Origin of the sequence: Campylobacter concisus, from assembly GCF_002912425.1 — a bacterium.
GTDB lineage: Bacteria > Campylobacterota > Campylobacteria > Campylobacterales > Campylobacteraceae > Campylobacter_A > Campylobacter_A concisus_AH.
Genome location: NZ_POYR01000113.1, coordinates 100,832 through 113,103 on the forward strand (window position 1 = coordinate 100,832; position 12,272 = coordinate 113,103).

Below are 12,272 nucleotides of genomic sequence, written 5' to 3' on the forward strand. Positions count from 1 at the left end.
ATCAGTTCCTATTTAGGCAGTTTAAGTCGCTAAAAGCAGTCTGAAGTCGCTTAACCATGCTCTCCTCGCCACTTCTTAGCCATTTCCTTGGATCGTAGTATTTTTTATTTGGCTTGTCATCGCCCTCTGGGTTGCCGATCTGACCTTGCAAGTACGCTCTATTTTTAGCCTCATACTCGCGCACACCGTCCCAAAATGCCCACTGAGTATCGGTATCAATGTTCATCTTGATAACGCCGTAGCTTACAGCATTTTTGATATCTTTTAGCTCACTGCCACTACCGCCGTGAAATACAAAATTTACTGGCTTGTCGCTTTTTGTATTAAATTTCTTAGCGACATAGGCTTGTGAGTTTTTAAGAATTTCTGGTCTTAGCACGACATTGCCCGGTTTATAGACACCATGAACGTTACCAAAACTAGCTGCGATGCTAAATTTATCGCTTATCTTGCTTAGTCTTTCATAAGCAAGCGCGACGTCCTCTGGCTGAGTATAAAGAAGTGCATTATCAACACTTGTGTTATCTACGCCATCTTCTTCGCCACCAGTGACACCTAGCTCTATTTCTAGGCTGATGCCAAGCTCGCTAAGCTCCTTTAGATACTTCTCGCACGTGCTTAAATTTTCGTTGATATTCTCTTCACTAAGATCAAGCATGTGAGAGCTAAAAAGTGGCACGCCGTGAGTTTTTTTATACTCATGACTTGCTTTTACTAGCTCATCTATCCAAGGCAAAAGCTTTCTAGCAGCGTGGTCAGTGTGTAAAATGACTGGCACGCCGTAAGCCTTGGCAAGCAGATGAACATGTTTTGCTCCAGCGATCGCACCAAGAACGGCTGCGTTTTCGCAGGCTTTACCAGCGTAAAAACCTGCACCGCCATTACTAAACTGAACGATAACAGGCGAGTTAGCAACCTTTGCCGCTTCTAAAACAGCATTTACCGAGTCGCTGCCTACGACATTTACAGCAGGTATTGCAAAACCTTGCTCTTTGGCATAAGCATAAAGTTTTGTTACATCATCTCCGCTTAAAACACCAGGTTTTACGATATCTAAAACGCCCATTTTATCCTCCAAATTTTATTTGTATTCTATCTTTGCTTTTTGGCGTAGAGCTTCACTTTTTTGTCTAACAGCAGCTTGGAATTTCTCCATTTTTACAGCTTGCTCGATCTCTGGTTTTGCTTGTTCAAAGCTTACAGTGCCAGCAGCTTTACCATCTTCTTTTAAGATAACATGGTAGCCAAACTGAGTTTTAACTGGCTTAGTTGAAACTGTGCCATTAGCCATTGAAAATGCTGCGTCTGCAAAAGGTTTTACCATTTGGCTTTGACCAAACCAGCCAAGCTCGCCACCGTGTGCTGCTGAGCCTTTGTCGATTGATTTTTGGCTTGCTAGCTCTGCAAATTTCTTAGTTAGAGCCTCGCCTTTTAAATTTTTAAGTTGAGCGATGATGTCGTTTGCTGTTTTTTCATCTTCAACTAAGATATGTCTTGCTCTTGCTTGAGCTGGTTGGTTCATGCTAGCTTTGTTTTTGTTATAAAAATCTCTTAAATCGCTATCGCTTACTTTTATACCGTCAAATAGTTTTCTCATATAAAGCTCAACTGCGATGCCTTCTTGTGCAGCTTTTACAGCCTTGATGTAATCAACATCTTTTTCAATACCTGTCGCTTTTGCATCTTTTAAAAGAAGTTTTCTGTTGATTAGATCGTCGATTATACGTTTTTTCTCATTTGGTTGAAGCTTGCTAGCGTCAAAACCTGGCATAGCCGCTGATAAAAGTGCTGAGATATCGCTATCGTTTATAGCATCGCCATCAACTGTTGCAACTACTGCTGCGTTTAGAGTGACAGCTGCAGCTAAACTTAAAACTGCTGGAAACAAAAATTTTTTCATATAAATCCTTTAAAAAATTGATTTTATGGGCAAAATTATATCAAATAATGCGGTAACTTTTCGTTTAACTTGCAATTTTAGGTAAAATAGCCAAATGAGAACAAAAAAAGATATTTTAGAGATAAAAAAAAGGCTTTTAGAAGAGTTTAAAGACGCCAAAAGCGAGCTTCAGTTTAGAAATTTATATGAACTTCTTGTCTGCGTCATGCTCTCAGCTCAGTGCACAGACAAAAGGGTAAATTTGATCACACCTGCCCTATTTGAGGCATATAAAGATGTTTTTGAGTTAGCTAGCGCAAATTTAGCCAGTCTAAAACTGATGATAAACTCATGCAGCTTTTTTAACAATAAGGCCGTAAATTTGATCAAGATGGCAAACAGCGTGGTTGAGCTTTATAACGGAGAAATTCCGCTTGATGAAGAGAAGCTAAAAGCCCTTGCTGGAGTTGGGCAAAAGACCGCTCACGTCGTGCTTTTAGAGGCGACAAATGCAAACGTAATGGCAGTTGATACGCATGTTTTTAGAGTATCGCATAGACTTGGCTTAAGCAGTGCAAAGACGCCAGAAGCGACTGAAGAGGATCTAACTCTTGCCTTTAAAACTGATCTTGGCAAGCTTCATCAAGCGATGGTTCTTTTTGGACGCTACACCTGCAAGGCTAAAAAGCCGCTTTGTTTTGAGTGCATCTTAAGTGATCTTTGCAAGAGCAAGGACAAGGTGATATAGATAAAATTTGCTAGAAATTTCTAGCAAATTTTACTTTTTTATGAGTTATATTTTTTAACGATACCGCGAACTACTTTTTCTATAAAAAGCGCAGAAGCCACTTCGCAGTGCTCTCTTGTAGAGTGAGGTGAGTAGATGTTTGGTCCAATAGAACATGCACTAAGACCTGCTTTTTTCTCTAAAAGCACTCCACATTCAAGTCCAGCATGCACAGCTGTTATCCTTGCATTTGGCTTATAAATTTTAAGTTCATCCAAGATATCGTTTGCAAATTTATCATTAACTGGCTTCCAAGCTGGGTTTCTATCTTTTGAAATGACACTAAAACCGACCGCTTTTGCAAGCTCTGAAATTTCAAATTCCATCCTATTTAGGCCGTCTTTACTCATTGATCTTGCGAAAAACTCTACTTCAAGCGTGCCATCGTCTTTGATCTTTGCAAGTGAGAGATTGACGCTATCTTGCGGTATGCCTAGCTCGCAGTTATAGGCTCTTACACCTTGTGAAAATGAGTTGATAAGTGCTAAAATTTTCTCGCCGTTTTCTAAAATTTCATCCCCCGTGCCAAGCTTTTTCACGCTTAAATTCTCACACTCGCTCTTTAGCTCTTTATCGCTTAAAACCAGTGCAGTTGCGCCGCTTGGGATAGAGTTGCTTCGCTCGCCACCTTCAAATTTAACAAGCTTGCAGCCATTTTTAGTCACAAATGCCGCCAAAACCTTGATCGCATTTGGGATATTTTTATGTATCTCGTTGCCAGAGTGTCCGCCAGGTAGGCCGCTCACTTTTACTTCATAAAGCGTGCTCTCTTTTGTCTTTTTGCTATTAAGCGCAATAGTAGCAAATAAATTTACACCACCAGCGCAGCCGATAGTGACACGGTCGTCCTCTTCGCTGTCTAAATTTAAAAGCTTATCGGCTTTTAGATCGCCACTAAAGCCAGCAGCTCCGACCATGCCGACCTCTTCGTTGTTTGTAAAAAGGCACTCAATGTCATCAAATTCGCTTATCATCTGCATCATGATAGCCACGCCTATGCCGTTATCGGCACCCAAAGATGAGTTTTTAGCCCTCATATAGCCATCATCGCCATAAACTATCTCGATCTTTGGCGCGTCACCCATGCAGACCATATCGTAGTGACTTTGCAAGCAAATTTTTGGCTTACCTTTAAATGCGTGAACGTTGCCAAAGCTATCGACCACGACTTCACAGCCCTTATCTCTTGCATAGCTAGCCAGAAAATCACGCATCTTATCAGTCTCGTAACTGCAGTGCGGTATCGACGCAAGTGTCTCAAATTTCGTTAAAACTTCGCTCTTTGACATATTTGCCTCCTTTAAATTTATTTTATCTCGCCCTTATAGCCAGTCGCATCTACCGCCTTTAAAAGCTCTTTTTCATCGACCTTGTCATCTGCTATAACGACAGCTTTTCGCTCTTTTAGCGATACATCTGCCTTTTTTACTCCCTCAACGCTAAGTGCGGCCTTTCGAACTATCGCTGTGCAAAGCGGACAGTGCATGCTAGGCACTGAAATTTCTATAGTTTTCTCAGCGTAGCTTGCAGCCACTAAAAGGGCTAAAACTAAAATTTTACGCATAAATTTCTCCTAAAAGCTCCGGATATGTAAGGAGTAAAAGCAAAATCACTCCAAAAAGTATATATATAAGTATCCATTTTTTCTTTTTATAGCTTAGGTTGCAGCTTTTTGGCTTGTAAAATAGAGCCACACCAGAGATCACAAAGCAAATGACTGCCACGACGCTTAAAGGGACGCGGTACTCGTATAAATTTTGTGTCCAAGATAGAAATGAAAAAGATGTGCCAAAAAGCAAGAAAAGAAGTGCCGGCAAGCAGCACAAGGTAGCGCCGATAGCACTACCTATGGATGTTAGTATCAGCCAAAAGGCTCTCATTTTAGCTCTGTTGAGACGTAGTCGTAGCTAAATTCTTTTGGCGAATAGTAGTTTTGTGTGTTGCCATCAACTTCAGCGTATGGATAGCCAAAGTTGTTTAGCGGAGTTTGCTCTGGAGTTGGCTTTAAGATAAAGTCGCGTCCGTAGTTAAAGCCTATCCAGCACATCTCCCAGTTGCCAAAGCAATAATCCCTAACAGCTTTGATCTTAGCGTCATCGTTTGTTAATTTTTCACCCAATCTTACCTTTGTAACGTCAGCTGGATCAACCGGTATCCAACCATAGCCTTTTAGGTAAAACTCAGCCCTGCAGTGTTGTCCGCCTGAAATTTTAGCCACGCCGTCTTTTGCGCTACCCATTTGATCTGAAAATCTAGACTGGCCAACCCTAATACCAAAAATTTCTCTTGCTGGGATGCCAACTGATCTGCAAAGTCCCACAAAAACTGAGTTTATGTCAGTGCATTTGCCAACTAGTTTGCCACTTTCAAGTATCGCTTTAACGTCGCCTGTGCCACATCCAAGGATGCTGTTATCGCGCTGCATAGTGTTTGCAACCCACGTATATATCGCTTTTGCGCGCTCCAAGTCGCCCTTTAAATTTCCAACTATATCTAGCGCTTTTGCTCTTACAACGCCGTCAGTTGGGATGTGTGAAGTTGGTTTTAAAAACTCCAAAATCGCAGGATCGACCTTCTCGTTTGGATCGAAATTTACCTTGCTAAAGTCGGTATTGCGCTCTGTTGTTTGAATTTTAAACTGGATATTTAAAATAGGTCTTTGCTCATTTTCTTCAAATTCGCCATACATTGTTGGTATTAGCGTGTCTGAGATATAGACGTTTTTAGCTGTTGTGTTTATGACGTAGTCTTGGGTTAGTTGCTGATAAGTGGTGCTTAGTGGGAGCGGCAACCAAATTCTCGAGCTTTTGCCCTTTTCAAGAAGCTGGTGTTTGAAATTTACGTCGAAATTTCTAACCACTGAGTTTGCTGGCTCGTCGCTAGCTAGAGTGACACTTGGAAGCAGACTTGCTGCACCTAAAAAACTACTGAATTTAAAAAAATCTCTTCTTTGCATAAAATGCCTTTTTGCTTAATCTTAGCCAAACTTGGCTCTAAAACTGCCTGCTATTCTAGCATAAAATTTTTATTTATGATAAAATCCACCACATGAAAAAGATTATATTTTTAGGCTTTATAGCGCTATTTTGCAATGGTTGTCTTTATATGAATGAGCGTGGAGTTTCGACGCAATATTATAATGATTGTAAAGAGTATTATGACGCGACTGGCACCTACCAAAAAGAGTGTCCGCACAACATCGTCGACTGGAAATAGCGTGGATCTTAGCAAATTTAACGAGCAGCAAAAGCAAATTTATAATAGGATAGAAAATTTAGCAAATTTTGATTGCGAATTTAGCCTTAGTGAGAGCGTAAATGTCAAATTTAAAGAGCTGAACGCTGCGAGCAAAGATGAAATTTACAATCTCGCCCTTAGCCTAAAGCCTTGGCGAAAAGGGCCATTTTTACTTGATGATATATATATAGATAGCGAGTGGCAAAGTTTTATTAAATTTAATATCCTTGTCCCGCATCTAAATTTAGCTGGCAAGTGCGTGGCTGACGTGGGGTGTAATAATGGATATTATATGTTTAAGATGCTTGAGTACGACCCAAAAAGCATAACTGGATTTGATCCTAGCGTGCATACATATTTGCAGTTTGCTTTTTTAAATAAATTTATCCGCTCAAATATCGCTTACGAGCTTCTTGGAGTAGAGAGCTTGCCAGAGTTTGGAGCGAAATTTGACACCATTTTTTGCCTTGGTGTAATCTATCACAGAAGCGATCCTATAAAAATGCTAAAAGAGCTAAAAACCGCGCTAAACCCAGGTGGTGAGCTATTTTTAGATACGATGTATATAGATATGGATGGCGACTTTGCGCTAAGTCCAAAAGATAGGTACTCAAAAATTCCAAATATCTACTTTGTGCCAACGCTTAGCGCGCTTTGTAACTGGTGTGAGAGGGCTAAATTTAAAGATTTTACCCTACTTGATACAAAGGCGACTGATCTAAATGAGCAGCGAAAAACACAGTGGATAGACGGAGAGAGTCTTGTAAATTTCTTAAACCCAGATGACAGCACAAAGACCATCGAGGGCTACCCAGCGCCAAAAAGAGCCTACGTGAGAGTTAAAATTTAAGGATAAATATGGCAGATGAAAATATTTTTGAAGCAAAAGACGAATCGCAAATAATCCTCCCAGAGGACGAAAACCCGCTAAGAAACGAGATAAAAACAGCTCCTTTAACAAAGCTAAATTTTAGCGGAACGGCATTTTTACTTGAGAAAAATCACGCAAAAACTAGATTTTTTACCACGGCTGACATGGTAAGTGACGCTGAGGGGCTCATACATAGCGGTTTTGTCTTCATGGGGGCAAACTACGCAGCACTTTTAGCTATAAATGAAGAGTTTTGCGTTAGCATCGGTGCTAGGATAAATTTCTTTGGACCGCTTAAACTTGGCGATGTGGTCGAATTTGATGCACAAGCAAGGTTTGAAGAGAGCAGAAAAAGAGAGGTAAAAGTGATAGGTTATGTAAAAGAGATCAAGATCTTTGAGGGCGTCTTTCAGCTAGTCACACTTGAAGAGCATATTTTTGTCACTCAGCAAAAAAATATCCAAAAAGAAGCCGCCATAAGACAAAAGAAAGAGCGCGAAGAGGCGCAGGCCAAAAACAACGGCTAAATTTAACTGATGAGATATAAATTCTCATCTTTTAACTTCAAATAAACTCAAAATTTTAAAGACAAATCTTATCTCATTATCTTATTTTGGTAAACAATCGGTAATAATTTTTGAAATTTTTAACGAAATTTAAGCTATAAAATTAATTTTCTATGATAATATCCTTTCAAAACATTTTTATCAAAAGGAGATTTAGATGAAACTTACAAAAGTTAGCTTAGCTGCTTTGGTTGCTTTAGGTGCATTTTCAAGCGTTGCAAGTGCAACTCCACTTGAAGAAGCTATAAAAAACGTAGATCTTTCAGGATATGCAAGATATCGCTATACAAACGATCACTTTAAAGATAGCGCTGCCTCTGATACTAAAAAATCAAGCATAGCTGGTCATGTTTTCAGAATGCAAACAGCATTTAAAGCTGCTATAGACGATAACTTCTTTGGTGTTTTAAATTTAAGATATGAAGCAAAAGATGGCTCAGGTGATAATCAAGGTCTAGGAAAATTTGCTGATAGATACAATTATGTTAGTGGCAATGGCACAGACAAAACAGATACAACTGGTTCGTTTGGCGTTTATGAGATGTATCTAGGCTACAAAGTAGGCAACACTACTATTACAGCTGGTAAACAACTACTAGGCACTTTCTATGATGCAAAAGACCTAGTAGGCACAGGTCTTAAAGTAGTAAATACTGATGTTACAGGCCTTACTCTAGCAGCAGCTGCATTTGATGCTATAGAGTCAGAGAGTGCAGATACAAGTGGTCCATTAGTAAGCACTTTAGTAGATAAAAATACATTTAGCGATTCATCTGCAAATATCTATTATTTAGCAGCTCTTGGAAACTATGATCCACTTTCTTTTAAAATAGCTATTGCAAATGTTTCTGAAGTTGCTGCGCTCTATGGTGCAGATGCTGGCCTAGACTTTAATGTAAATGATGATGTAAGCATCAATGGTAAAGCTCAATATGTTCATAATGAATCAGATAATAAAAATGTGGCTGATGCAAATTTCTGGGCAGTTCAAGCTGGTCTAAAAGCATATGGTGCTAAATTTAACGCTGGTTACCTAGACTTTGATGCTAAAAACAAAGATAGTGATGCAAAAAATAAAGGCAAGGCATCATTTGTAACACTTGATGGAAATGGCGATCTAATCAATCCGGCAAAAATCCTAAATGGTGGAATGGCTGGAAGCCAACAATTTTACAACAACATCAAAGGCAACAACGACTACTGGTTTGTTAATGGTGGATACAGCATAGATAAATTTGGCTTTGGCGCTGGATATACTAAAGGTAAAGGTCACAGCTGGGCTCTTGGTAAAGATAGAGCAAAAAGAGACGAGTGGTATCTTGATGCTAGCTACAAATACAGCAAAAAACTTACATTCCTTTCTTGGTATGCAGCTGCTAAAGACAAAAAAGACGGCGAAAGCTTTAAACAAGATCGTATCAGATTTGAAGCAAAATATAGCTTCTAAAAACATTTATCCGAGCGAGCTTTCGCTCGGATCTTCTCAACTTCTCAATACTTAATCAAAATCAGCAAATACAACTAATAAAATTTATATAATGCCAAACAAAAAAGGCAAAAAATGTATCTTTTCTCTCTCATTACACATTTAGTTTGTGCCATTATCTTTATAGGATATGTATTTTTTGATGTTTGCATATATCCATTTGCCAAAAAAACGATAAATCCTCAAACTCTTGAAGCTGTCAAAAAGGCTTACACAAAAGGCAGTGCAAAGGTTTTTGGCACGGCATTTTTACTACTTTTGATAAGTGGGGCATATATGGCAAAGGACTATCTTGGAGGCGAACATGGTTGGTGGCAGAGCAACTTTCAAAAGCTTTTGCTAACAAAGATCGCAGTTTTGCTTCTAATGTGTCTTATCACTTTCGTCTCTGTTTTTAATGTCACTATCTTAAAAAAGCCAGATCCATTTGGTAAATTTTCACATCTCATAGCTCTTGTGCTTTGTCTGGCAATGGTTATTCTGGCAAAACTTATGTGGTGGCTTTAGCAAAACTTGGCCATAAATTTAAAGCACAAAATTTACAGCCAAGCCCAAATAAATTTAGTCAATGCTCTTTAGCTTATCTTTATTTAGCCCCTCTTCTATACGCTTGATCTCTTCACTTCCATCTCTTACGACGCTTTTGTCGTATTTTAGATACTCATCTATCTTTTTTGGATACTCGACATGAGTTAGGATAAATTTAAAGACATTTAGCCTAGCCTCCTTTTTATTGTCGCTTGAGACGATCACCCACGGCGAGATGCTGTTGTGAGAGGCAAGTAGCATCGAGTATTTGGCGATGGAGTACTGATCCCAAAGCTCTTGCGCTTTTTGATCTACTGGAGAGATTTTAAACTGCTTTAGTGGGTCGTTTAGACGCTCTTTGAAGCGCTTTTTTTGCTCCTCTTTTGTGATAGAGAGGTAAATTTTAAAGAAAATGATGCCTGAGTTTATGATCATCTCTTCAAATTTTGGCACCTCACGCAAGAACTCTTTATGCTCAGCCTGCGTGCAAAAGCCCATCACTGGCTCAACTCCAGCCCTGTTGTACCAGCTCCTATCAAAGATCACTATCTCGCCAGCGCTTGGCAGATGTGTCACATATCTTTGAAAGTACCACTGCGTCTTCTCGACGTCACTTGGCTTTGTAAGCGCCACGATACGGCAACCGCGCGGATTTAGATGCTCAGTTAGGCGCTTTATCGTGCCACCTTTGCCAGCCGCGTCTCGCCCCTCCATTAGCATGAGCACCCTAAGCCCTTTGTCTTTGACATGATTTTGGAATTTTAAAAGTTCTATCTGAAGCAGCCTTAGCTCTTCTTCATAGCCAAGTTTATCGCTCTTTTGGTGCTTTTTATCCTTTGACATCATCACTCCTTTTAAAAATTTCACGCTTTTTCACGATTTTACTATAAAATAGAATAAATTTAAGAATTTAGACTAAAATCATCTCTTTTGATTTAGCAAGGATTAGCATGTTTTTTAAATTTATTTTTTCTCTCATTTTGTTTGCAGGCTCGCTTTTTGCCGAGGTTTTAGACGTTAGTAAGGCGTTTGTTTTAAGCCCAAGTATCGATGAACAAGGCGTGGAAATCAAGTTTAAATTTGGCGAAAATATCTATCTTTACAAAGATAGCTTTGAGGTTAAACTTGGCGAAGAGAAGATAAACAGCCTCTTAAATATGCCAAAGAGCGAAAACACCGGCGAATATGAAATTTACCCAAAAGATTTTTCGCTGTTTATCCCATTAAATTTAGTAAAAGAGCATCTTAAAAACGGTAGTGCTAGGCTAAATTTAAGTTATCAAGGTTGTGCTAAAAATGGCATCTGTTACCGCCCGCAAACTAAAATTTACGACATATTTGAGAAATTTGGCAAATTTAGCATCATAGCATTTGAAAAAGAGCAAAAAGATGAAACAAATCCTGAATTTACCGAGCTTTCAGAAGATCAAAGCATTGCAAATGAGCTAAGCAGCAAAAACTTTTTCATCTCGCTTGCGACATTTTTTGGCTACGGCCTCCTCCTCTCGCTCACACCTTGCGTCTTTCCGATGATACCGATCTTATCAAGCATCATCGTCTCAAAGGGTGGCAGCCTAAATGCCAAAAAAGGCTTCTTACTCTCGCTAGTCTATGTCGTTGCGATGAGCCTTGCCTACGCGCTTGCTGGCGTTGGAGCAAGCCTACTTGGCTTTGGCATCGCAGGGGCACTCCAAAACATCTACGTGCTTGGTGCATTTGCGACCATTTTTGTCATCTTAAGCTTTAGTATGTTTGGCTTTTACGACATCAAACTGCCCTCTAAATTTGAAAACTTAATCAGCAAAAAGTCACAAAACAGCTCAGGCCTCATCGGCGTTTTCATCATGGGTTTTGCCTCAGCGCTCATTGTCTCACCTTGCGTGGCAGCACCGCTAGCAGGCGCACTTCTATACATCGCACAAAGCGGAGACGCCATTTATGGGGGCATCATGCTCTTTGTCATGGGGCTAGGCATGGGTGTGCCGCTTCTTGTGATAGGGCTAAGCTCTGGCAAACTCCTGCCAAGACCTGGTGGCTGGATGGATGAAGTTAAAAAACTCTTTGGCTTTTTGATGCTCATCATGGCTGTTTGGATCCTAGCACGCGTGCTTGGAGCGTTTTTTGAGCTACTAGGTTACGGCGTCATAGGCGTCTTTGCGGCCATTTATCTTGGGGCATTTGAGGCAGCAAATAGCGGCTGGACTAAATTTAAAAAAGCGCTTTGCGTGCTAGTTTTTATCTACTCACTCATGCTAATAATTGGCGCATTTTTGGGCTCAAAAGATGCCTTTTCGCCACTTTCTGGGCTAAATTTAGCCAAAAACGAGAGCGAGCTAAATTTCAAACAGGCTAGAAATTTAAACGAGTTAAATGAGATGATAAAAAGTTCAAGCAAGCCTGTACTTGTAGATTTTTATGCCGACTGGTGCGCGAGCTGCAAAGAGATAGAGCACATCACTTTTAAGGATGCTGGCGTGAAAAATGCTTTAGCAAAATTTACGCTTATTCGCATCGACGTGACAAGTGGCGGGGCGCAAAATGATGAGATGTTAAGAAATTTTGGACTCATCGATCCGCCTGCACTTCTACTTTTTAAAGACGGCGAGGAGCAAAAAGCACTTAGAACGATCGGCTTTATAAATGCTAAAAATTTCATAGCAAAGCTTGAGAAAATTTAGATTACAAAGGCAAATTTGGCTGGAATTTTAAATTTATCAGCCAATTTTTTCTAGGCTTTGCAGACTTGCGACTAGCTAGAAATATAGCAAAGAAGTAAATTTAGACTATCAAATTTATATCGTGCGGTGATGCGAGTAAAATCACAAAGCCAAAATTTGCAAATTATCTTAAATTTATTAAATTTTAAAACATGCCAACAAATAGAAATAGAAACTAAATTTAGTTTAACACCAAGGTAA

14 protein-coding genes are annotated in these 12,272 nt (G+C 39.7%); 7 read left to right on the top strand and 7 right to left on the bottom strand.

Annotated elements, in window-relative coordinates:
* Position 1 precedes the first annotated feature (1 nt).
* Together fbaA and CYP84_RS06245 are read right to left on the bottom strand one after the other, a co-directional pair.
* Positions 2–1,066 (bottom strand): class II fructose-bisphosphate aldolase, encoded by a 1,065-nt coding sequence (gene fbaA / locus CYP84_RS06240; protein ID WP_009294115.1) that lies wholly within the window; start codon positions 1,064–1,066, stop codon positions 2–4.
* Between the two features lie 15 nt (positions 1,067–1,081).
* Entirely contained in the window at positions 1,082–1,900 is an 819-nt protein-coding gene (locus tag CYP84_RS06245; RefSeq protein ID WP_009294116.1) for a peptidylprolyl isomerase, read from the bottom strand.
* A 94-nt stretch (positions 1,901–1,994) separates the two neighbouring features.
* Here CYP84_RS06245 and nth point away from each other — a divergent pair, with 94 nt between their 5' ends.
* Positions 1,995–2,627 carry an endonuclease III gene (gene nth, locus CYP84_RS06250; protein WP_103637003.1) on the top strand — a complete coding sequence of 211 codons (633 nt, stop codon included), beginning with the start codon at positions 1,995–1,997 and terminating at the stop codon, positions 2,625–2,627.
* Between the two features lie 38 nt (positions 2,628–2,665).
* On the opposite strand, the gene CYP84_RS06255 is transcribed toward nth, so the two are convergent.
* The 4 genes from CYP84_RS06255 to CYP84_RS06270 are packed head-to-tail and all read right to left on the bottom strand — an operon-like array spanning position 2,666 to position 5,622.
* Positions 2,666–3,955, bottom strand: coding sequence for a M28 family peptidase (locus CYP84_RS06255; protein ID WP_103637004.1), 1,290 nt, complete (start codon positions 3,953–3,955; stop codon positions 2,666–2,668).
* Positions 3,956–3,972: 17 nt separating this feature from the next.
* On the bottom strand, positions 3,973–4,230 hold the full coding sequence (locus CYP84_RS06260) for a heavy-metal-associated domain-containing protein (RefSeq protein WP_021085953.1): 258 nt from the start codon (positions 4,228–4,230) through the stop codon (positions 3,973–3,975).
* Positions 4,223–4,546: a hypothetical protein gene (locus tag CYP84_RS06265; RefSeq protein ID WP_009294140.1), complete on the bottom strand. Its 324-nt coding sequence runs from the start codon at positions 4,544–4,546 to the stop codon at positions 4,223–4,225. Before CYP84_RS06265 ends, CYP84_RS06260 begins: the two co-directional genes overlap by 8 nt.
* Complete coding sequence (locus CYP84_RS06270; RefSeq protein ID WP_103637005.1) at positions 4,543–5,622, bottom strand: transglutaminase-like domain-containing protein; 1,080 nt, start codon at positions 5,620–5,622, stop codon at positions 4,543–4,545. The genes CYP84_RS06265 and CYP84_RS06270 overlap by 4 nt, the downstream gene beginning before the upstream one ends.
* A 92-nt stretch (positions 5,623–5,714) precedes the next feature.
* On the opposite strand from CYP84_RS06270, the gene CYP84_RS10765 reads away from it, so the two are divergent.
* The 5 genes from CYP84_RS10765 (at position 5,715) to CYP84_RS06290 (ending at position 9,333) form a co-directional block, all read left to right on the top strand.
* Entirely contained in the window at positions 5,715–5,882 is a 168-nt protein-coding gene (locus CYP84_RS10765; RefSeq protein WP_002942642.1) for a hypothetical protein, read from the top strand.
* 1 nt (position 5,883) lies between these two features.
* Positions 5,884–6,753 carry a tRNA 5-methoxyuridine(34)/uridine 5-oxyacetic acid(34) synthase CmoB gene (gene cmoB / locus CYP84_RS06275; protein ID WP_258033907.1) on the top strand — a complete coding sequence of 290 codons (870 nt, stop codon included), beginning with the start codon at positions 5,884–5,886 and terminating at the stop codon, positions 6,751–6,753.
* Positions 6,754–6,761: 8 nt separating this feature from the next.
* Positions 6,762–7,301 carry a thioesterase gene (locus tag CYP84_RS06280; protein WP_087580924.1) on the top strand — a complete coding sequence of 180 codons (540 nt, stop codon included), beginning with the start codon at positions 6,762–6,764 and terminating at the stop codon, positions 7,299–7,301.
* A 196-nt stretch (positions 7,302–7,497) separates the two neighbouring features.
* Entirely contained in the window at positions 7,498–8,787 is a 1,290-nt protein-coding gene (locus CYP84_RS06285) for a major outer membrane protein (protein WP_103637007.1), read from the top strand.
* A gap of 114 nt (positions 8,788–8,901) precedes the next feature.
* Complete coding sequence (locus tag CYP84_RS06290) at positions 8,902–9,333, top strand: trehalose-6-phosphate synthase (protein ID WP_103637008.1); 432 nt, start codon at positions 8,902–8,904, stop codon at positions 9,331–9,333.
* A gap of 54 nt (positions 9,334–9,387) precedes the next feature.
* On the opposite strand, the gene ppk2 is transcribed toward CYP84_RS06290, so the two are convergent.
* The gene (gene ppk2, locus CYP84_RS06295) at positions 9,388–10,197 is read right to left on the bottom strand and encodes a polyphosphate kinase 2 (protein ID WP_002942696.1); all 810 of its coding nucleotides are present in this window, start codon (positions 10,195–10,197) and stop codon (positions 9,388–9,390) included.
* A gap of 107 nt (positions 10,198–10,304) precedes the next feature.
* Between ppk2 and dsbD the strand changes: the two genes are divergently transcribed.
* On the top strand, positions 10,305–12,032 hold the full coding sequence (gene dsbD / locus CYP84_RS06300) for a protein-disulfide reductase DsbD (RefSeq protein ID WP_103637009.1): 1,728 nt from the start codon (positions 10,305–10,307) through the stop codon (positions 12,030–12,032).
* Positions 12,033–12,272: the final 240 nt, after the last annotated feature.

Coding starts and splice junctions, on each gene's coding strand:
- fbaA (WP_009294115.1), bottom strand. CDS start 1,066: ATGGGCGTTTTAGATATCGTAAAACCTGGTGTTTTAAGCGGAGATGAT.
- ppk2 (WP_002942696.1), bottom strand. CDS start 10,197: ATGTCAAAGGATAAAAAGCACCAAAAGAGCGATAAACTTGGCTATGAA.
- CYP84_RS06280 (WP_087580924.1), top strand. CDS start 6,762: ATGGCAGATGAAAATATTTTTGAAGCAAAAGACGAATCGCAAATAATC.
- CYP84_RS06265 (WP_009294140.1), bottom strand. CDS start 4,546: ATGAGAGCCTTTTGGCTGATACTAACATCCATAGGTAGTGCTATCGGC.
- CYP84_RS06285 (WP_103637007.1), top strand. CDS start 7,498: ATGAAACTTACAAAAGTTAGCTTAGCTGCTTTGGTTGCTTTAGGTGCA.
- CYP84_RS06255 (WP_103637004.1), bottom strand. CDS start 3,955: ATGTCAAAGAGCGAAGTTTTAACGAAATTTGAGACACTTGCGTCGATA.
- CYP84_RS06260 (WP_021085953.1), bottom strand. CDS start 4,230: ATGCGTAAAATTTTAGTTTTAGCCCTTTTAGTGGCTGCAAGCTACGCT.
- CYP84_RS10765 (WP_002942642.1), top strand. CDS start 5,715: ATGAAAAAGATTATATTTTTAGGCTTTATAGCGCTATTTTGCAATGGT.
- dsbD (WP_103637009.1), top strand. CDS start 10,305: ATGTTTTTTAAATTTATTTTTTCTCTCATTTTGTTTGCAGGCTCGCTT.
- CYP84_RS06290 (WP_103637008.1), top strand. CDS start 8,902: ATGTATCTTTTCTCTCTCATTACACATTTAGTTTGTGCCATTATCTTT.
- nth (WP_103637003.1), top strand. CDS start 1,995: ATGAGAACAAAAAAAGATATTTTAGAGATAAAAAAAAGGCTTTTAGAA.
- CYP84_RS06270 (WP_103637005.1), bottom strand. CDS start 5,622: ATGCAAAGAAGAGATTTTTTTAAATTCAGTAGTTTTTTAGGTGCAGCA.
- CYP84_RS06245 (WP_009294116.1), bottom strand. CDS start 1,900: ATGAAAAAATTTTTGTTTCCAGCAGTTTTAAGTTTAGCTGCAGCTGTC.